Source organism: Ruegeria sp. HKCCD6428 (assembly GCF_013110595.1).
In the GTDB taxonomy this organism is placed as follows: Bacteria; Pseudomonadota; Alphaproteobacteria; order Rhodobacterales; family Rhodobacteraceae; genus Ruegeria.
In genome coordinates this window covers 646,720-664,977 of sequence record NZ_WVQX01000002.1, presented here as the reverse complement: position 1 = coordinate 664,977, position 18,258 = coordinate 646,720, and the positions used below count along the sequence as shown (strand labels likewise).

16 protein-coding genes are annotated in these 18,258 nt (G+C 57.2%); 10 read left to right on the top strand and 6 right to left on the bottom strand.

Annotation, left to right across the window (positions count from 1 at the left end):
• Positions 1 to 258 precede the first annotated feature (258 nt).
• Together GS620_RS08415 and GS620_RS08410 are read right to left on the bottom strand one after the other, a co-directional pair.
• Entirely contained in the window at positions 259 to 1,317 is a 1,059-nt protein-coding gene (locus GS620_RS08415) for an ABC transporter ATP-binding protein (protein ID WP_171615205.1), read from the bottom strand.
• Entirely contained in the window at positions 1,314 to 2,120 is an 807-nt protein-coding gene (locus tag GS620_RS08410; RefSeq protein WP_171615203.1) for an IclR family transcriptional regulator C-terminal domain-containing protein, read from the bottom strand. Before GS620_RS08410 ends, GS620_RS08415 begins: the two co-directional genes overlap by 4 nt.
• 141 nt (positions 2,121 to 2,261) lie before the next feature.
• On the opposite strand from GS620_RS08410, the gene GS620_RS08405 reads away from it, so the two are divergent.
• The 10 genes from GS620_RS08405 (at position 2,262) to GS620_RS08360 (ending at position 13,526) form a co-directional block, all read left to right on the top strand.
• On the top strand, positions 2,262 to 3,521 hold the full coding sequence (locus GS620_RS08405) for an ABC transporter substrate-binding protein (RefSeq protein ID WP_171615201.1): 1,260 nt from the start codon (positions 2,262 to 2,264) through the stop codon (positions 3,519 to 3,521).
• 92 nt (positions 3,522 to 3,613) lie between these two features.
• A complete protein-coding gene (locus GS620_RS08400) occupies positions 3,614 to 4,540 on the top strand; it encodes a carbohydrate ABC transporter permease (protein ID WP_171119269.1) in 927 nt (308 codons plus the stop codon).
• Between the two features lies 1 nt (position 4,541).
• Entirely contained in the window at positions 4,542 to 5,390 is an 849-nt protein-coding gene (locus GS620_RS08395; protein WP_170345350.1) for a carbohydrate ABC transporter permease, read from the top strand.
• Positions 5,387 to 6,727 carry an alpha-glucosidase/alpha-galactosidase gene (locus GS620_RS08390; RefSeq protein WP_171615199.1) on the top strand — a complete coding sequence of 447 codons (1,341 nt, stop codon included), beginning with the start codon at positions 5,387 to 5,389 and terminating at the stop codon, positions 6,725 to 6,727. Before GS620_RS08395 ends, GS620_RS08390 begins: the two co-directional genes overlap by 4 nt.
• Positions 6,728 to 6,785: 58 nt before the next feature.
• Entirely contained in the window at positions 6,786 to 8,492 is a 1,707-nt protein-coding gene (locus tag GS620_RS08385; protein WP_171615197.1) for an IlvD/Edd family dehydratase, read from the top strand.
• Entirely contained in the window at positions 8,492 to 9,256 is a 765-nt protein-coding gene (locus tag GS620_RS08380; RefSeq protein WP_171230436.1) for an SDR family NAD(P)-dependent oxidoreductase, read from the top strand. Before GS620_RS08385 ends, GS620_RS08380 begins: the two co-directional genes overlap by 1 nt.
• Positions 9,257 to 9,260: 4 nt before the next feature.
• A complete protein-coding gene (locus GS620_RS08375; RefSeq protein ID WP_171615194.1) occupies positions 9,261 to 10,154 on the top strand; it encodes a 2-dehydro-3-deoxygalactonokinase in 894 nt (297 codons plus the stop codon).
• On the top strand, positions 10,151 to 10,756 hold the full coding sequence (locus tag GS620_RS08370) for a 2-dehydro-3-deoxy-6-phosphogalactonate aldolase (protein ID WP_171615192.1): 606 nt from the start codon (positions 10,151 to 10,153) through the stop codon (positions 10,754 to 10,756). Before GS620_RS08375 ends, GS620_RS08370 begins: the two co-directional genes overlap by 4 nt.
• On the top strand, positions 10,753 to 11,613 hold the full coding sequence (locus GS620_RS08365) for an SMP-30/gluconolactonase/LRE family protein (RefSeq protein ID WP_171615190.1): 861 nt from the start codon (positions 10,753 to 10,755) through the stop codon (positions 11,611 to 11,613). Before GS620_RS08370 ends, GS620_RS08365 begins: the two co-directional genes overlap by 4 nt.
• On the top strand, positions 11,610 to 13,526 hold the full coding sequence (locus GS620_RS08360) for a beta-galactosidase (protein WP_171615188.1): 1,917 nt from the start codon (positions 11,610 to 11,612) through the stop codon (positions 13,524 to 13,526). The genes GS620_RS08365 and GS620_RS08360 overlap by 4 nt, the downstream gene beginning before the upstream one ends.
• Positions 13,527 to 13,566: 40 nt before the next feature.
• On the opposite strand, the gene GS620_RS08355 is transcribed toward GS620_RS08360, so the two are convergent.
• The 4 genes from GS620_RS08355 to GS620_RS08340 form a co-directional block, all read right to left on the bottom strand.
• Positions 13,567 to 14,838: an ABC transporter permease gene (locus tag GS620_RS08355; protein ID WP_170345342.1), complete on the bottom strand. Its 1,272-nt coding sequence runs from the start codon at positions 14,836 to 14,838 to the stop codon at positions 13,567 to 13,569.
• The gene (locus GS620_RS08350) at positions 14,835 to 15,755 is read right to left on the bottom strand and encodes an ABC transporter permease (RefSeq protein ID WP_171615186.1); all 921 of its coding nucleotides are present in this window, start codon (positions 15,753 to 15,755) and stop codon (positions 14,835 to 14,837) included. Before GS620_RS08350 ends, GS620_RS08355 begins: the two co-directional genes overlap by 4 nt.
• A gap of 12 nt (positions 15,756 to 15,767) precedes the next feature.
• Positions 15,768 to 16,880 carry an ABC transporter ATP-binding protein gene (locus GS620_RS08345; protein ID WP_171615184.1) on the bottom strand — a complete coding sequence of 371 codons (1,113 nt, stop codon included), beginning with the start codon at positions 16,878 to 16,880 and terminating at the stop codon, positions 15,768 to 15,770.
• Between the two features lie 116 nt (positions 16,881 to 16,996).
• Positions 16,997 to 18,121 (bottom strand): extracellular solute-binding protein, encoded by a 1,125-nt coding sequence (locus GS620_RS08340; protein WP_171615182.1) that lies wholly within the window; start codon positions 18,119 to 18,121, stop codon positions 16,997 to 16,999.
• Positions 18,122 to 18,258: the final 137 nt, after the last annotated feature.

The window sequence follows — 18,258 nt, the reverse complement described above, 5'->3', positions numbered from 1 at the left end:
CGTGGCGCGGGAGGGGCGCGATCACGATACCGCCCCTGGGTGACTCTGTTTTGACAGGGCCTCCCTTAAATCACGTTGCGCTGGGAATCAATCATCTGTGCCCGCGCATTTTGCCACGGGCTGGGCGTGGATGGCCTTTGATGTCATCAGCTCAACGTTTCGCCCGCCTGTCTTTGGCGTTTCCCTTCTGGTCACGCCACATGTTTTCCATAAAGCTGCACGGCTGGTCCCACGAATTTTTCGGGTTGCGGCCAAGGATTACCGAAATCTCTGCCCTGTCTCGGGATCAAATACCATGGCACGGTTAGGTTGAATGGATATGCCAATCCGGTCGCCGGTTTTGCTGCGCTGGTCATCCCTCTCTTCGACAATCAGTTTGTCACGATTTGGCGTCAGCAAATATGAGTAGGATACACCCCCAAGCGCTTCGGTCAGATCCACGGTGCAGGTGTCCGCAGACCGGTCGATATGAATATGTTCAGGGCGCATCCCCAACGTCACCTTGTCCGTTCCGGCAGGAACGGTTGCCGAGACCGGCAATGGCTGGCCCAAAGCGGGATGAGTGACATGGCCGTCGGCATAATCGCAATCGAGAAAGTTCATCGCGGGCGAACCGATGAAACCTGCAACAAACCGGTTGTCAGGATCACGGTACAGATCCATCGGGGCGCCGACCTGTTCGATCCGACCATCGCGCAGCACCACAATCTTGTCAGCCATCGTCATGGCTTCGACCTGATCATGGGTCACATAGATCATGGTTGCACCGATTTCCTGATGCAGACGCGCGATTTCGACGCGCATCTCGACACGCAATTCAGCGTCCAGGTTGGACAGGGGTTCGTCAAACAGAAAAACCTCGGGCCCGCGTACAATCGCCCGCCCGATCGCAACCCTTTGCCGTTGCCCCCCGGACAGGGCCTTGGGTTTGCGCTTGAGATAGGGATCAAGCTTCAGAATGCTCGAAGCCTCCTGCACCTTCTGGTCGATCTCGGCTTTTGGGACACCGTTCATGCGCAGGCCAAATCCCATGTTTTCGGCCACTGACATGTGCGGGTAAAGCGCATAAGTCTGAAACACCATCGCCACGCCGCGCTTGGCTGGATCCATATGTGTCACCTCGCGCGATCCAATGTGAATCTCACCTTCCGAGGTTTCTTCCAGCCCTGCGATCATCCGCAACAACGTGGATTTTCCGCACCCTGAAGGCCCAACAAAAACGCAGAACTCTCCATCTTCGATTTGCAGGTCGATCCCATGAATGACCTGAGTCTGACCGTACCGTTTGATTGCCCGATTCAGAGTTACACCTGTCATGTCATTAGCATCCTGTCGTTTTTCGAACCTGGGCCTGTTTCGGGAAACCGCCAGGCTTGTGCCTCGGCTCCAATTTGTTCGGCCACACGCCGCAGGCGCGGCACCCAGGCTTCGAGTTGATCGAAATCCATACGTTCGGTGGACCCGGTTATCGAAATCGCGCCAAGCATCCGACCGTTTGACGTCAGAACTGGGCAGGCGATGCAAATGATGCCCGGCTCGTGCTCTTCATCATCGATGGCAAATCCCCGGCTGCGAATTCTGTCAAGATCAGTCCGCAACATCTTTTCGGATGTCAGCGTTTTGTCGGTAAATCGGTGATAGCTTTGCTGCGACACCGCCTTGTTCAACGCATCTTCATCCAAGAAGGCCAGCATCGCCTTGCCGACCCCCGTGCAGTAGGCCGGGCCAACTTTTCCAGCCTGAGAGTACATCTCGATCGGTTGTGCGGCGTTGCGTTTGTCGACGTAAAGAACCTGACTGGAATCAAGCTGCGCCAGATGCACGGTTTCACCGGTTTCTTGGCTGAGGGCATCCAGAAAAGGCCGCGCTATCGGGGCCAATGAGCTTTGCGTCCATGCCGCATGGGCCAACCGAACCAACCGCATCCCGGGCGCATAGGTCTGCCTGTCGCGGTCATAAGACAGCATTCCCTGGTTGGTCAGGGATTGCAGAAATCGGTACAGGGTCGCCTTTGGAAAATCGCTGTTTTCCAAAAGTTCAGCGAATCGAACTGGGCGCTCGAACGACGCTACATGATCCAGCACATTACATGCTTTGCCTATAGTTCCGTCACCTGACACGGGCCATCATTCTCCTCCGATTATCCCTCGCCATCCTCACGAGGGTCTTGACAACAGTAACCGAGTCGATGTGTAGTTTTCAATATATAAAACAAGGTTTCATTATTTGGAACTTTGCAGGAGACCAACAGGGAGGAAACCATGTATTCAACTTTCAAGCGCACGACGGCTGCGCTGGCGCTTGGTGTCGCGATGGCGGCGCCAGCTGCTGCGGAACTCACCGGAGATCTGCGGATTTTTCTGGACACATCGAACCCGGCGCCACGCGCGACGATGGAGGCGATGATCGAGCGTTTTGGGGCACAGCATCCGGGGTTGGAAATCGAAACAACCGTTATCGACCGCGAGGCGTACAAGACGCAGATTCGAAATTTCCTGACAGCTGACACCCCGGACGTGGCCACATGGTACGCGGCCAACCGCATGAAACCATATGTCGAGGCGGGTCTGTTCGAGGATGTGTCGGACTTGTGGGCAGAGCCTGAGATCGCCGACAACCTCGCTTCGACCAAGGGCGCGTTGACAATCGACGGCAAGCAATGGGGCGTGCCCTATACCTACTATCAGTGGGGTGTCTACTATCGCAAAGATATCTTTGATGAACTGGGTTTGAGCGAGCCGACCACTTGGGAAGAAGAACTGTCCAACTGCCAGAAAATCGTCGATTCCGGACGGGCCTGCTATACTATTGGCACCAAGTTCCTTTGGACCGCCGGTGGCTGGTTTGATTATCTGAACATGCGGACCAATGGTTTCGACTTCCACCAGCAACTCGCCAACGGCGAAGTCAGCTGGGAAGATGACCGGGTAAAACAGACTTTCGCCAACTGGAGACAGTTGATCGACATGGGCGCCTTCATCGACAATCACCAGACATATAGCTGGCAGGAAGCCCTGCCCTTCATGGTCAATGGTGAGGCAGCAGCCTATCTGATGGGCAACTTCGCAGTGGCGCCGTTGCGCGACGCGGGCCTGACAGATGACCAGCTGGATTTCTACCAGTTCGTCGCGATCAATCCCGATGTTGAGCTGGCCGAAGACGCCCCGACCGACACGTTCCACATCCCGGCCAATGCTTCGAACAAGGAAGCTGCGCGCGAATTCCTGCGTTTCGTGGTCTCTGCTGATGAACAGACCGAAATCAACAACGGCGCGAATCTCGGCCAATTGCCGGTCAACGCGCAATCCGCTGTGGATGACGACAAGTTCCTGCAACAGGGCTTTGAAATGCTTTCGTCCAACAGCCCCGGTGGGGTAGCCCAGTTCTGGGACCGCGACGCGCCTGCGGAAATGGCCAAAGTGTCCATGGAAGGTTTCCAGGAATTCATGGTCAAACCCGACAACTTGGACCGGATACTGGCCAAACTCGAGCGCGCGCGCGCGCGTATTTACGATAACTGACTAGGCAAGGGTCGGGCCAAAGCCCGGCCCACGCTCCTTTGAATCGTAGGGCGGGTTCCGACTCGCCTTGCTCCAACAGACCCGAGTTTCCCATGACAGTTGCTGCCGACGCCTCAGAACAGGAAAGCTGGTTCCATCGCAACCAACAACGCATCGCACCCTGGCTGTTTCTGGCCCCCGGGATGCTGTTCTTTTTGGTCTATGTGATTATCCCGGTATTCCAGTCCTTCAACCTGTCTCTTTACGAGTGGGACGGCCTGGGCGCTGCCGAATACGTTGGCTTTCGTAACTACGAAGACCTTTATTGGGAGTGGGTGGATCGGGATGCTTTCTACATCTCGATGAAAAACAACCTGATCTGGCTGATCCTTTACCTGGCTGCGATTCCGGCAGGTTTGTTCATCGCCCTGTTCCTGAATCAGACCGTTTGGGGCATCCGCCTGTATAAGTCCCTGTTTTTCTTTCCCTTCGTGATTTCTCAGGTCGTGGTGGGGCTCGTGTTCACCTGGTTCTACGATCCGACCTTCGGGTTGCTGAACGAATTCCTCGGCTTCTTCGGCCTCGGCCCGGTAAACGTGTTGGGCGATGAGCGTTTCGTGACCTATGGCATCATCTTCGCCGGCCTCTGGCCACAAACCGCCTATTGCATGATCCTGTACCTTACCGGCCTGAACGCTGTAGACCCGGAACAAATCGAAGCAGGACGCCTGGACGGGGCCAAGGGCTGGAAGATGCTCTGGCACATCATTATCCCGCAACTGCGACCTGCAACCTTTATCGCGTTTGTCGTGACCATCATCGGCGCACTGCGATCTTTCGACCTGATCTCGATCATGACACAAGGCGGACCTTTCGGATCCTCCCGCGTGCTGGCCTATTACATGTTCGAGGTCGCGCTGTCCGAATATGGCTTCCGCATGGGCTATGGCGCGGCCATCGCCGTGATCCTATTCCTGATCATGTTGTGCTTCATCGCCTACTTCCTGTGGTCGATGTACCGTGAAGAGAAGGGGCGCTAAGATGTTTCCCAAACCCATCGAAAAACAACCCCGCGCGGCGCAGATCACGTATCAAGCCATGCTTCCATTGGCCCTTCTGTTGTGGCTGGGGCCCCTGCTGGCGGTTGCTCTTTTCTCGGTAAAACCTGCTGCTGACTTCACCAACGCGAATTACTGGGGGATGCCGTCCAGCTTTGAGGGCGCCTTCAACTATGGTCAGGTGTTCTTCAATTCGGACATGCCGCGATACCTGCTGAATTCATTTATGATCACCGTCCCTACCGTGATCGGAGCGGTGGCCCTCAGTTGCATGACCGGCTTCGCGCTTGGCATCTACAAGTTCAAGTCGAACCTCTGGATCTTTTTCATGTTCGTGGCCGGGAATTTCGTGCCCTTCCAGATCCTGATGGTGCCGGTGCGCGACCTGACCCTGCAACTTGGGCTCTACAACACCAAGACCGGGCTGGTCCTGTTCCACATCGCATTTCAGACCGGGTTCTGCACCCTGTTCATGCGCAACTTCATCCGCGCCCTGCCCTTTGAACTGATCGAGGCCGCACGGGTCGAGGGTATCAGCGAATGGCGCATCTTCTGGTACGTGGTCCTGCCGCTGATGAAGCCCGCGATCGCCGCGCTCAGCGTGCTGATCTTCACCTTCATCTGGAACGACTATTTCTGGGCCGTCGTCCTGACGCAAGGCGCAGAAAGCCAGCCTGTAACTGCCGGAATCACCAGTTTCAACGCACAATTCCGCGCCGCTTATCAATTGATGAGCGCGGGCTCCATCGTGGCGGCTCTGCCACCGGTGGCCATGTTCTTCCTGATGCAGAAACACTTCATTGCGGGTTTGACCCTCGGAGCTGTGAAATGACCAAAATAACCTTTATCGGTGCCGGGTCCACAATTTTCATGCAGAACATCGTTGGGGATGCTCTGTTAACCCCTGCACTGGCCGACAGTCACTTTGCGCTTATGGATATCGACCCCCAGCGCCTTGCGGAAAGCGAAGCAGTTGCGCGCTCCATGATCCGCTCGGTCGGGGCCGGGGCGACAGTCTCGACCCATACCGACCGCCGCGCGGCGCTGGACGGGGCCGATTTCGTCATCACCGCGTTTCAGGTGGGGGGATACAAGCCCTGCACGATCACCGATTTCGAGATCCCCAAGCAGTATGGCTTGCGTCAAACCATCGCTGATACGCTGGGCGTCGGAGGGATCATGCGAGGCCTGCGCACGGTTCCGGTGCTTTGGGATGTCGCAGGGGACATGATGCAACTCTGTCCGAACGCGACATTGCTACAATACGTAAATCCGATGGCCATCAACACCTGGGCACTGGCCGAACGCTTCCCGACCCTGAAACATGTGGGTCTTTGTCACTCGGTTCAAAATACAGTCGAGGAACTGGCCCACGATCTGGATCTGCCAAAGGATGAGTTCCGCTACAAAGTCGCGGGCGTCAATCACGTCGCATTCTTTCTGAAACTGGAACATCAAGGTCGCGACCTGTATCCGGCACTGCGCCAGGGCTATCAGACGGGGAAATTCCCGAAGGCACCGCTGCTGATGCCGCGCTGCCCCAACAAGGTGCGGTACGAGGTGATGGATCACCTGGGCTATTTCTGCACAGAAAGCTCGGAACACCTGGCCGAATACGTGCCGTGGTTCATCAAGGACGGGCGACAGGACCTGATCGAGGAATTCTCCATCCCGCTGGACGAATACCCCACCCGCTGCGTCGAGCAGGTCGAGATGTGGAAGGAACAGGCCAAGACCCTGACCGACGGGCGCAATATCGATGTCACGCGCAGCCACGAATTCGCGGCCGACCTGATGAACGCGATCGTTACGAACACGCCCTACATGGCCTATGGCAACCTGCCCAATACCGGCCAGATCCCGCAACTGCCCATGGGCGCGGCGGTCGAAACCCCCTGCCTGGTGGACAGCAACGGCGTACAGCCTTCTGTCGTGACCGACATCCCGCCGCAGTTGATTGCCCTGATGCGCACCCAGATCAACGTACAGGAACTGACTGTTCGGGCCCTGACAGAACAGAACCCCCAATATATCTATCACGCCGCGATGATGGATCCGCACACCGCCGCCGAACTGGACCTGCGCCAGATCCGCAACCTTGTCACGGATCTGCTGACAGCCCACAACGATTGGCTGCCCGACTGGTGCCGCCCGGCCCGCGCCGCCTGATCTTCATCTTTTCACAAATACTCAGATCCAACTGCCGCCAAGAAAAACAAAGCCAGAAATGACAAAACGCCGCTCACAACATTGGTATGGAAAACTCGACAAGGATGGCTTCATCCACCGGTCGTGGATGAAAAACCAGGGCTTTCCTGACCACGCTTTTGATGGACGACCCATAATTGGCATCTGCAACACCTGGTCGGAACTGACCCCCTGCAACTCGGGCCTGCGCGATCTGGCCGAGGGCGTAAAACGCGGCGTGTGGGAGGCGGGCGGCTTTCCAGTAGAATTCCCCGTCATGTCGCTGGGCGAAACCCAGATGAAACCCACTGCGATGCTGTTCCGCAACCTGCTGGCCATGGATGTCGAGGAATCGATCCGCGCCTATGGTATTGACGGGGTCGTTCTGTTGGGCGGCTGCGACAAGACCACGCCGGGGCAGTTGATGGGGGCGGCGTCAGTCGATCTGCCTTCGATCGTCGTCAGTTCAGGCCCGATGCTGAACGGTAAATACCGCGGGCAGGATATCGGATCCGGCACCGATGTCTGGAAATTTTCCGAAGCGGTTAGGGCCGGCGAAATGACGTTGCAGGACTTCATGAACGCCGAGTCCGGCATGTCGCGCAGCGCTGGCGTCTGCATGACCATGGGCACCGCGTCCACCATGGCGTCGCTGGTCGAGGCGATGGGCATGAGCCTGCCCACCAATGCCGCGCTTCCGGCGGTCGACGCCCGCCGCATGGCGCTGGCGCACATGACCGGCCGGCGCATCGTCGAAATGGTCGACGAAGACCTCAAGCCCTCGGACATCCTGACCAAAGAGGCGTTTGAGAACGCCATCCTCGCCAATGCCGCCGTAGGAGGCTCGACCAATGCGGTGGTTCACCTGCTGGCGCTGGCGGGGCGTGTCGGGGTTGACTTGACCCTCAAAGACTTTGAAATCGGATCCGAAATACCACTGCTGGTCAACTGCATGCCGTCGGGCAAATACCTGATGGAAGACTTCTGCTACGCAGGCGGCATGCCGGTTGTACTGAATGAACTCAAATCGTTCCTGCGCCCGGCAAAGACGGTTCTGAACAAGGATATCTCGGCTCACTTCGAAGGAGCCGAGTGTTTCGATACCGACGTCATCCGTCCCTTCGATGATCCTGTAAAGCCCGCTGCGGGCCTGCGTGTCCTACGCGGCAACCTTGCGCCGAATGGGGCCATCGTCAAGCCTTCGGCGGCCACTGACGCGCTTCTTGAAACCGAGGGCGAGGCTTTCGTGTTCGACAACATCGAAGAACTGAAGGCCAATATCGACCGTGAAGACCTGCCGGTCACGGCCAAGAGCATCCTAGTGCTCAAAGGGTGTGGCCCCAAAGGGTATCCGGGCATGCCCGAGGTCGGCAACATGCCAATTCCGGCGAAATTGGTGAAAGAGGGTGTACGAGACATGATCCGGATCTCGGATGCCCGCATGTCGGGAACAGCCTATGGCACCGTCATTTTGCATGTCAGCCCCGAAGCACAGGCGGGTGGCACGCTGGCGCTGGTCAAAACCGGAGACCGCATCCGTGTTTCAGCCAGCAGCGGCGAGCTGGAACTGCTTGTGGACGAAAACGAACTGAACGCCCGCCGCGCAGCGTGGCAACCGGATGATCCGCACTACACACGCGGATATGCAAAACTTTACATCGACCACGTACTGCAAGCGGATCAGGGGGCGGATCTGGATTTTCTTGTTGGCAAAGACACCCGCCTCGTGACCAGAGAGAGCCACTGATGACCCAACCAGCTACATTCCACGATCTCAACGGGGCCTCCGTCTATATCACTGGCGGTGGCTCGGGCGTTGGTGCGGCGCTGACAGATGGATTCATGGCACAGGGGGCCAATGTGGCCTTCATTGGTCGGTCGGATGCCAGCGGGTTTGTCGAAGAGATGCGCGACAAGCACGGCCGCGCGCCGCTGTTCCTGCAAGGCGACATGACGGATACCGAACTGCTGCACGCGACGATGGCCAAAGCTGTCGAGGCTCATGGCCCTTTGAACGTCTTGGTGAACAATGCAGCCAACGACCAACGTCATACGCTTGAGGAAACCACGACGGAATTCTGGGACTGGATGATCGAGGTGAACCTGAAAGCCTATTATTTCGCGTGTCAGGAAGCCGCCCGGCAAATGAAAGATGGCGGGTCGATCATCAATTTCAGCTCGATCAGTTACATGATGGGCAATGCTGGCTATCCGATCTATACGACCTCGAATGCCGGGATCACGGGGATGACACGGTCATTGGCACGAGAACTAGGGCCTAGGAAAATCCGCGTAAACGCTCTGGCCCCTGGCTGGGTTCTGACGCAAAAACAGTTGGATAAATGGGCCACACCCGAGGATCTGGCGGCCCATTTGGACCGGCAATGTCTGAAAGAGCACCTGAAGCCAGAGGATATGATAGCACCAACACTTTTTCTGGCGTCCAGGGCCAGCCATGCGATGACCGGGCAATGTATGGCTGTTGATGGCGGCGTTGTGGTTTCGGGGTGATGTTATGAATACTGAATGGATCGCCGTCGACTGGGGAACATCTCATTTACGGGCCTGGGCCATGCAGGGTTCGACTGCGCTGGACCATGCGCAATCCGACAAGGGCATGGCGCATGTCGGGCCTGACGGGTTTCAAGCCGCACTGCTGGATTTGATCGAAAACTGGTTGCCCGGCGCGCCGGTGGATGTGGTCGCTTGCGGAATGGTCGGCGCACGCCAGGGCTGGGTGGAAGCCCCTTATTCGACCGTGCCCTCGGACCCCTTGCCGGATGTCCCTATCCGCGTACCCGGATCAGACCCGCGCATTCGGGCCTTTGTCATACCCGGTCTGAAACAGACAACTCCGCCGGATGTGATGCGGGGTGAGGAAACCCAGATTGCCGGGTTTCTGGGCGCGCGCCAGAATTGGGACGGCGTTATCTGCCTGCCCGGAACCCACACGAAATGGGTTCAGGTAAGCGCTGGCGAGGTTGTAAGCTTTCGTACCTTCATGACGGGTGAGTTGTTCGACTTGCTATGTGGTCAGTCCGTGCTGCGGCACTCTGTAGGCCCGGGCTGGGACGAAGACGCCTTCGCCGAGGCGGTTGCGGATACGTTATCAAAGCCCGAACAATTGGCTGCGCGTCTCTTTAACTTGCGAGCGGCAGACTTGCTGCAAGGTCAGGCCAAAGCCACCGCGCGTGCGCGCCTTTCCGGAATGTTGATCGGGGCCGAACTGGCCGCGACACGGCCCTATTGGCTGGGGCAGCAACTGGCCATTATCGGAGCAGAAGGCGTGTCGCAGACATATGCAACAGCCCTGCAACGGCAGGGCGCATTCGTGGAAACCGCAAACGCCACCGAGGCAACTCTGGCCGGACTTGCGCTGGCCCGAAACATGACAAGGCAAACCGCATGAGCCGTCCCATCATCGCCATATTGCGTGGCTTGCAACCACACGAAGCCAAAGCCGTTGGCCGCGCCATTATCGATGCCGGCATCGACCGGATCGAAGTGCCACTCAATTCTCCGGATCCGCTCGACAGTATCGGCACTTTGGTTGATGCGTTTGGAAACCAGGCCCTGATCGGCGCGGGCACTGTTTTGACAGTCGATCAGGTGGACGCTGTGTCGGTCGCCGGAGGCAAGTTGATCGTATCGCCCAACTATGACGCCGAGGTCATCAAGCGTTCCGTCGCGTTGGGCCTGCAAAGCTGGCCGGGGGTTTACACCCCAACCGAAGCTTTTGCGGCCCTCAAGGCCGGTGCCACCGGTTTGAAGCTGTTCCCCGGGGTGATGGCTGGTCCGGCGGGTTTGGCCGCCTTACGACCAGTTTTGCCCATAGGCTCGCTTGTTTTTGCTGTTGGCGGTGCCGGACCCGACAATTTCGGGCAATGGATCAAAGCGGGCGCAGATGGCTTTGGGATAGGCTCTGCACTTTTCAAACCCGGAATGGATGTCGCCGAAATCGCCGAGCGCGCCCGGCATATCGTTACGGCCTATGACGAGGCCGCCGGATGAGCATCATCTTTGACGACCGCCCCTGCGAGTTGGGCGAAGGCCCGTTGTGGCATCCTGAAAGGCGTCAGCTTTTCTGGTTCGATATCATCGGCAAGCGCATGATGACCCGCGAGCGGGGAATGCCCAAAAGCTGGAGCTTCGATGAACATGTCTCCGCCGCGGGCTGGGTGGATCGCGATACGCTTCTTATGGCGTCGGAAACGGGGCTGTGGCGTTTTGATTTGCAATCCGGAAAGCGGAACTTGATCACGCCTCTGGAAGCCGACAACCCCGTCACCCGTTCAAACGATGGCCGCGCCGATCCGTGGGGTGGGTTTTGGATCGGTACAATGGGCAAGCAGGCGGAACCCGGCGCCGGATCAATCTATCGCTTCTGGAGAGGCGAGTTGAGGCGATTGGTTCCAGATGTAACAATCTCAAACGCGATCTGTTTTGCCCCCGATCGTTCGGTGGCCTATTTCTGTGACACCGCAACGAAACAAGTCAGGCGCTGGCGTCTGAACGCCGAAACCGGTTGGCCGGAAGGCGACAGCGCAGTTTTTCTGGATTTGCGCAAAGAAGGTCTGAACCCGGATGGTGCGGTCATCGATGCCCAGGGGAATATCTGGATTGCACAATGGGGTGCCAGCCGGATTGCGGCATACACGGCCGACGGCATGTTTCTGAAGGCCGTTGCATTTGACGCATCCCATACGTCATGTCCCGCTTTCGGGGGCGATGAACTGAATACGCTTTTCTGCACAACGGCCCGTCAGGGATTAAGCGCAGAAGCAATATACAGCCAACCGACCAACGGCATGACCTTTGCCGCACGAAACGCAGGTCAGGGCCAGGCAGAACACAAGGTCATCTTATGAAGCCGGAACTGGGCGTTTGTTATTATCCTGAACATTGGCCAGAGGCGATGTGGGCCGACGATGCCGCGCAAATGGTCGAAACAGGCCTGACATGGGTGCGCATTGGCGAGTTCGCGTGGAGCCGCATCGAGCCGCAATCCGGCGTTTTTAAATTCGAATGGCTGGATCGCGCGATTGAGACACTCGGAGCAGCCGGATTGAAGGTCGTGCTGGGCACGCCAACCGCAACGCCGCCGCGCTGGATGTTGGACAAACACCCGGACATGCTGGCTGCCGATGAAAATGGCAACCCGCGCAAGTTCGGATCACGGCGGCATTACTGTTTTAGCCATCAAAGCTATATCGACGAATCTACCCGCATCGCGCGGATATTGGGTGAACGGTACGGTAAGAACCCGCATGTGGTCGCGTGGCAGATTGACAATGAATATGGGTGTCACGACACCACTCTCAGCTACAGCGCTGCTGCCCAACAGGCGTTTCGCCATTGGCTGGCCGAACGGTACGGAACAATTGAAACGCTGAACCGGGCGTGGGGCAATGTGTTCTGGTCGATGGAATATCGCAACTTCAGCGAAATCGACCTGCCCAATCAAACCGTGACCGAGCCGAACCCGGCTCATGTACTGGCATTCCGGCGCTTCAGTTCGGATCAGGTCGCGGCTTTCAACAAAGCACAGGTGGATACGCTGCGGCCGTTGACCGATGCGCCGCTCTTGCACAATTACATGGGCCGTATTCTGGACTTCGACCATTTCAAAGTTGGCGCGGATCTGGATATCGCCACCTGGGACAGTTATCCGATCGGTTTTCTGTCGGACCGGCTGGAAGGCGACGACGCGCACAAGACCGCCTATCTGCAACAGGGCGACCCGGACATGCAGGCGTTTCATCATGATCTCTACCGGGCGGTCGGACGCGGCCGTTGGTGGGTGATGGAACAACAACCCGGCCCGGTGAATTGGGCACCGTATAATCCGGCACCCCTGCCCGGAATGGTGCGGCTTTGGTCTGTGGAAGCCGTGGCTCATGGTGCCGAGGTGGTGAGTTACTTCCGATGGCGGCAAGCCCCGTTTGCGCAAGAGCAAATGCATGCCGGCTTGCTGACGTCGAACAATCACCCTGCTGCTGCACTGGCAGAGGCCCGCCAGACCGCAGATGACCTAAACAATTTGGGTGCGGTGCAACAGATACAGGCCAAAGTGGCCATTTTGTTCGATTATGCCTCGGACTGGGCGTGGGCAACACAACCACAAGGCGCGGGATTTGACTATTTCCGATTGGTTTTTTCGGCTTATCGCGCACTGCGACGGGCCGGTCTGTCGGTAGACTTTGTTTCGGCGAAGGACATTCCCGCCGATTACTCGGTGATCCTTGCACCTGGTTTGGCCACAATGGATCCTGAATTGGAACACCGCCTGGCAGAGAGATGCGATCTTGCCATTCTGGGGCCACGCAGTGGTGCGATCACCCGTGATTTTCAAATTCCTGAAAAGGGCAGACCCGGTCTGAGCAGGATCGATTGCGATGTTGATCTGGTCGAAACTCTGCCGCCCACGGTTGAACGCGCGGTCAAGGGTGGTGGCGCGGCGCGGCATTGGATCGACCGATTGTCAGGAACGGCCAAAGACCTGCTGAGTTTTGAAGACGGAACATCTGCCCTAAAGGCAGGGGACGGTATTTGGTACTTGGCAGGTTTCCCGGATGAGGACCTTTGGGACCGTGTGATAGCCATGGCCGCGGAAGAAGCAGATTTGACATTGCGCACGATGCCGCAAGGCCTGCGACTGCGCGAGACGGCCAATCATGACTTCCTGATCAACTACAACGCAGGACCGGTGGAATGGAACGGGCTCACCGTCGAAGGCTGTGACGTCAAAATCCTGAAACGCAAACCGCCCGAACAGACCTGAGGTCAGTCCGGGCGGGTGCCGAGGTTACGAACCTGCGCCGCTATTCGTCGCTTTGCAGGCTGTTGGGGTCAAACACCCCGCCGAAACCACTGTTGTTGGACGGAGCGCTTTCAGATTCAGACCCACCATCTGCGCCTTCGCTTTCCTCGCCCCCTAAAGAGTTCGGCGCGAATACATTGCCAAAGCCGCTGTTGTTCGTCGGTTTTGGAGTGGACTGCGCACCGCCCTGTTCCGCTTCTTCAGCTTCGCGTTGCTTGCGGCGTTCCTCACGCTGTTTGCGCAACTCCTGAATACGCTGTTCCGCTTCCAACTTCTTCTGCTCGCGGATATCGGCGATACACTGCGCCGGATTGTAGGTGGCCGCAGTGCCGACAACCGTGATCGTCGCGACTGCAAATACAACCAACAGAACCGCTGCCATGTTGCCGGAAAAGAAGCTGGGCAATTTGATCTTGCCGGCCAGTTCCTCAACCGTCGCGTTCTTGCGCGCCGCTGCCACCAGTTCCTGACGCTTCAGCTTGGCTTCGTTCAGCAGAGCGAAGAACACCGTCAGCGCCACGATGATGAAGGCCAGTGCCGAGATCGCGGGTGTGATGCCATAACGGACCTTTTGGGCCAGCTCGATCGTCAACGTCGGGTATTCACCGAAGGTGAAGGTGGTGGTGTTGTAATTCTCGAACGATGCGAGGAACGCCAAAACCGCTGCCGATGCAATCGCCGGGCGCATGAACGGCAACAGGATCTTGCGGAAGGCCTGCGCGTGGCTGGCCCCAAGGTCCAGCGCCGCTTCGGTCAGCGCCATGTCGTAGCGCTGCAAGCGTGCCACCAACACCAGCATGCAGTAGCTGGCGATAAAGGTGGATTGGCCGATCACCGTCAGGAAGATGCCATTCGACAGGAAGCTGTCCGCCCCCAGTCCCAACATCCGGTTGATCCGGTCCCAGAACACCAGCGTCGAGATACCCAGAACCACGCCGGGGATCAGGATCGGAGCGATGATGATCGTGTAGTAAGTCGCCCGCAGCTTTGGCCAGATCTGGGTCAGCATCAGTGCACCCGCCAGACCCATGGCGACTGACAGGATGACCGTGCCGATCCCGATGATCAGTGAGTTCTTGATACCGTTCAGGATTCGCTGATCCTGAAACAACTCACCAAACCACTGGAAGGTCAGGCATTCCCACGGGCTCATCCGTGGGAAGCCGGACGAGTTGAACGCGGTGATCGACATGATCACAAGCGGACCCAGCAGATACAGGAAGAAGAGCGCCAGATAGACCCAGATGCTTATACGGAGGAAGGAATTGTTCATTTCCCGATATCCCCCATGTTCACTTTGAACAGGCGCATCATGGCCAGCACGAACAGGATACAGGTCACCAGCAGGACGATCGCGTAAGCAGCCCCTTGCGGCCAGTCGTTGTTATCGTTGAACTGCTGATAGATCAGCTGCGTGAACCACAGCGACGACGGCCCGCCCAGAATTTGCGGTGCAGCCAACGCACCGGCAGACAGCATGAACACCATGGTACAGCCCGAACTGATACCCGGCTTGGCATAGGGAATGACCACACGCCAATGTATCCGCCACCACGGCGCACCAAGGTCTCGCGCTGCTTCGATCTGATTTTTATCCAAGCTTTCTATGACGTTGTACATCGGGAAGATCATCAGCAGGATATAGGCATAGCCCAAACCGGCATAGAGCGCGATATCGTTCCGGATGAAGTCGAACGGCACATCCCAGATCCCCAGTCCCACGAACAGCGTGTTCAAAACGCCGGTTTCACCAAAGATAATGCGCAACGCAAAGGCGCGCAGAATCTCGTTGATCCAGTAAGGAATGATCAGCATGATCGCGAAGATGCGGATATGGCTGCCTTCGGATTGCCCCAGATAGTAGGCGATCGGATAGCAGATGATCAGGTTGAAAATCGTGACGCAAACCGCCGCCACGAGGGTGCGGAAGAACACCCGCAGGTCAACCGTGTTGTAGTCCTGGCTGCCACCTTCGGGGCCGTATATCAGATACTTGTAGTTCTCCAGCGTATAGACGTCCTTCGGCCCGCCAATCTCTGGCGGCGGAAGGTTCGGACGGAACGAGAAATCCAGCATCGAAAGCTGCGGCAGGATGATCAGGCCGATGGTCCAGAACAGAACCAGGCCCAGGATCGCCAAACCCATACCGGTTCCGTTGCGGTTGAAGAATTCCTTCAGAAAATGGGGCATGAGTTCATCCCCTTATTCTGCGGCCAGTTCACCGGCAGGAACAACGACGGCATTGTGCGTTTCGTATTCCAGCGTGATGTTCTGCCCGGTGTGATCGTCGAAAGACTGCCCGTGGTTGGGGATCGAGACCTTGATTTCCTTGCCGCCTTCACCCTCGGTAAAGATATTGAATGCGTTTCCTTCGAACTCTTCATGATTGACCCGGGCAGTGACGAAGTGATCACCCGTTGCGCCATCGGGGGCAATTGCAAAGGCCTCGGGACGGATGAACATCATCGCGTCATCACCTTCTTTCATCTTGCCCTGATTGGCCGTCGAAATCCGTGCCACCAGATCACCCGAGCGGTTGGTCGAGATCAAAGCTTCGGTGCCCATCACCTGTTTGACTTTTCCTCGGAACACATTGTTTTCGCCGACAAAAGAGGCAGCAAAAGCCGTGTTGGGATCGTTGTAAATCGTCTTCCCGTCGGCGATTTGATCAATCACACCGGCACGCATGACGGCGATATTGTCTGACATGGTCAGCGCTTCGCCCTGGTCGTGCGTGATGTAGATGAAGGTAATGCCCACACGCTGCTGAATTTCACGCAACTCGGTCCGCATGTGCTGGCGCAGTTTCAGGTCAAGTGCCGAAAGGGGCTCGTCTAGTAACAACACGTCTGGCTCAGCGCAGAGTGCCCGGGCAATCGCAACACGCTGACGTTGACCGCCTGACAATTCGCTTGGCAGCTTGTCCCCCTGCCCCGGTAACGCAATCATGTCCAGAAGCTCATCGGCGCGCCTGCGGCGTTCGGCAGCACTGGCCCCTTTGATTTCCATGGAAAACGTGATGTTTTCCCAGACCTTCATCAGCGGGAACAATGCGAGGTTCTGAAAGATCAGCGCCGTCGGACGCTTGTTGGGCCCGATGCCACGCATATTGTTGCCACCAATCAGGACGTTGCCTTCGCTTGGTTCAAGAAAGCCGGACACTGCCCTCAGAATGGTTGTTTTTCCGCAGCCCGATGGCCCGAGGAAAGAAAAGAAATCGCCCCCGTTGATGTTGACGTTTGCATCGCGCACAGCGACGAAGTCGCCGAAACGGATCCACAGGTTTTCCAGATCGACTCCGACCCCTGCACTCATTTTTGGTTTCTCCCTGAGGTGCGTGTTGTCACCACACAGTATTAGTGTCCGCCACGCCGGGACGGCGCGCAGATGGGTGCCCCCCGCAGGATGCGGAGAGCGAAGGTTCGGAACGCTTAAGCGCTCTTGAACTTGTTGACGAACTCGGTCCGGGTTTCAGCATACCACGGCGCTTCTGCCGGCCACGGATTGAGATTGGCCAGCGAGTCGCCCGGATAGGCCTCGGCAAAGTTCTTCTTGTAGGTGTCGCCAGAATACTGGTCGGCGCCCAATACCGGCGAGTTGTAGCCGTGACTGTCAATGGCAACACCGGCCGGCTTGGCCTGATAGGCAAAGTCGATGAAAGCGTAAACCTGATCGATATTCGCGGCACCAGTCGGCATGGATATACCATCCACCCAAGCCATCGCACCTTCGACAGGCGCCTGATAGTGTACTGGCTCGCCTGCGGATTTCAGTGCAAGGGGTGGGCCGTCCCAGGTTTGGCCAACAATAACGCCTTCGTTCAAAAGACCGTTCTTCTGTGTGTCGGCGTCGTTCCAGATCAATTTGATGCGGTCCTTGCGTGCAACGCACCAATCGGTGATCTGGCCCCAAACCTTACGCATGGTGTCTTCATCACCATATGCCGCCCAGACCGAACCCGGCTCCATCTCGCCAGCGCGTTCCATATAAAGGCCGGCACCCAGCATCATGGAATGCGCGCGGCCCATGGTTTTCCCGGCGTTCGCTTCCGACCACACGTCGCCATAGGACGGCGCATCACCATCCGGCAGCCACAGGTCAGTACGGTAAGCGATACCTTCCGTACCCCAAATATGCGGCAGCCAGTGCGCACCTGAATCGCCAAAGTTCCACGCATCAGTACCAATCTTGGCCATGGCAGGGTTCACCAGATCGATCGGAACCCGGTTCATGTCGAAGGGCTGGAGCAGCTCAAGCGGTTCCCACTGCAACGACCGGTTGTTGGTCGGTGAAACGATATCAAAACCCTGGCCCTTGGTGGCCTTCATCTTGTTGATGATCTCTTCGTTCGAGCCGATGCCGGTATAGTTCACCTTGATTCCAGTAAGCGTCTCAAACTCTTCGATGAAGCTGGGCGGCAGGTAGTCCGACCACATCAGAATGTTGATTTCGCCCGACGACGCCAGAGCGCTCTTGCTGTAAAGGGGTGCCGCAAGTGCCGCGGCACCTGCGCCTTTCAACACAGAGCGTCTCGAAAATGAAGAATGTTTAGCCATAGGTGATCTCCCATTGTTGGATGAGTTTGTTTTTGTATTTTTTATTCATAGGACTTTCTGTGCCCGTACGTCAGTCCAAAAGTGACAGTTTATGGAATTCTTATATCCAGTTTTTGCCCTTGACACGTTTCGGTTGA

What these genes read in the sequence shown, in the direction of transcription:
- GS620_RS08415 (WP_171615205.1), bottom strand. Translation starts at nt 1,317, where the DNA reads ATGACAGGTGTAACTCTGAATCGGGCAATCAAACGGTACGGTCAGACT.
- GS620_RS08405 (WP_171615201.1), top strand. Translation starts at nt 2,262, where the DNA reads ATGTATTCAACTTTCAAGCGCACGACGGCTGCGCTGGCGCTTGGTGTC.
- GS620_RS08400 (WP_171119269.1), top strand. Translation starts at nt 3,614, where the DNA reads ATGACAGTTGCTGCCGACGCCTCAGAACAGGAAAGCTGGTTCCATCGC.
- GS620_RS08395 (WP_170345350.1), top strand. Translation starts at nt 4,542, where the DNA reads ATGTTTCCCAAACCCATCGAAAAACAACCCCGCGCGGCGCAGATCACG.
- GS620_RS08390 (WP_171615199.1), top strand. Translation starts at nt 5,387, where the DNA reads ATGACCAAAATAACCTTTATCGGTGCCGGGTCCACAATTTTCATGCAG.
- GS620_RS08385 (WP_171615197.1), top strand. Translation starts at nt 6,786, where the DNA reads ATGACAAAACGCCGCTCACAACATTGGTATGGAAAACTCGACAAGGAT.
- GS620_RS08380 (WP_171230436.1), top strand. Translation starts at nt 8,492, where the DNA reads ATGACCCAACCAGCTACATTCCACGATCTCAACGGGGCCTCCGTCTAT.
- GS620_RS08375 (WP_171615194.1), top strand. Translation starts at nt 9,261, where the DNA reads ATGAATACTGAATGGATCGCCGTCGACTGGGGAACATCTCATTTACGG.
- GS620_RS08370 (WP_171615192.1), top strand. Translation starts at nt 10,151, where the DNA reads ATGAGCCGTCCCATCATCGCCATATTGCGTGGCTTGCAACCACACGAA.
- GS620_RS08365 (WP_171615190.1), top strand. Translation starts at nt 10,753, where the DNA reads ATGAGCATCATCTTTGACGACCGCCCCTGCGAGTTGGGCGAAGGCCCG.
- GS620_RS08360 (WP_171615188.1), top strand. Translation starts at nt 11,610, where the DNA reads ATGAAGCCGGAACTGGGCGTTTGTTATTATCCTGAACATTGGCCAGAG.
- GS620_RS08355 (WP_170345342.1), bottom strand. Translation starts at nt 14,838, where the DNA reads ATGAACAATTCCTTCCTCCGTATAAGCATCTGGGTCTATCTGGCGCTC.
- GS620_RS08350 (WP_171615186.1), bottom strand. Translation starts at nt 15,755, where the DNA reads ATGCCCCATTTTCTGAAGGAATTCTTCAACCGCAACGGAACCGGTATG.
- GS620_RS08345 (WP_171615184.1), bottom strand. Translation starts at nt 16,880, where the DNA reads ATGAGTGCAGGGGTCGGAGTCGATCTGGAAAACCTGTGGATCCGTTTC.
- GS620_RS08340 (WP_171615182.1), bottom strand. Translation starts at nt 18,121, where the DNA reads ATGGCTAAACATTCTTCATTTTCGAGACGCTCTGTGTTGAAAGGCGCA.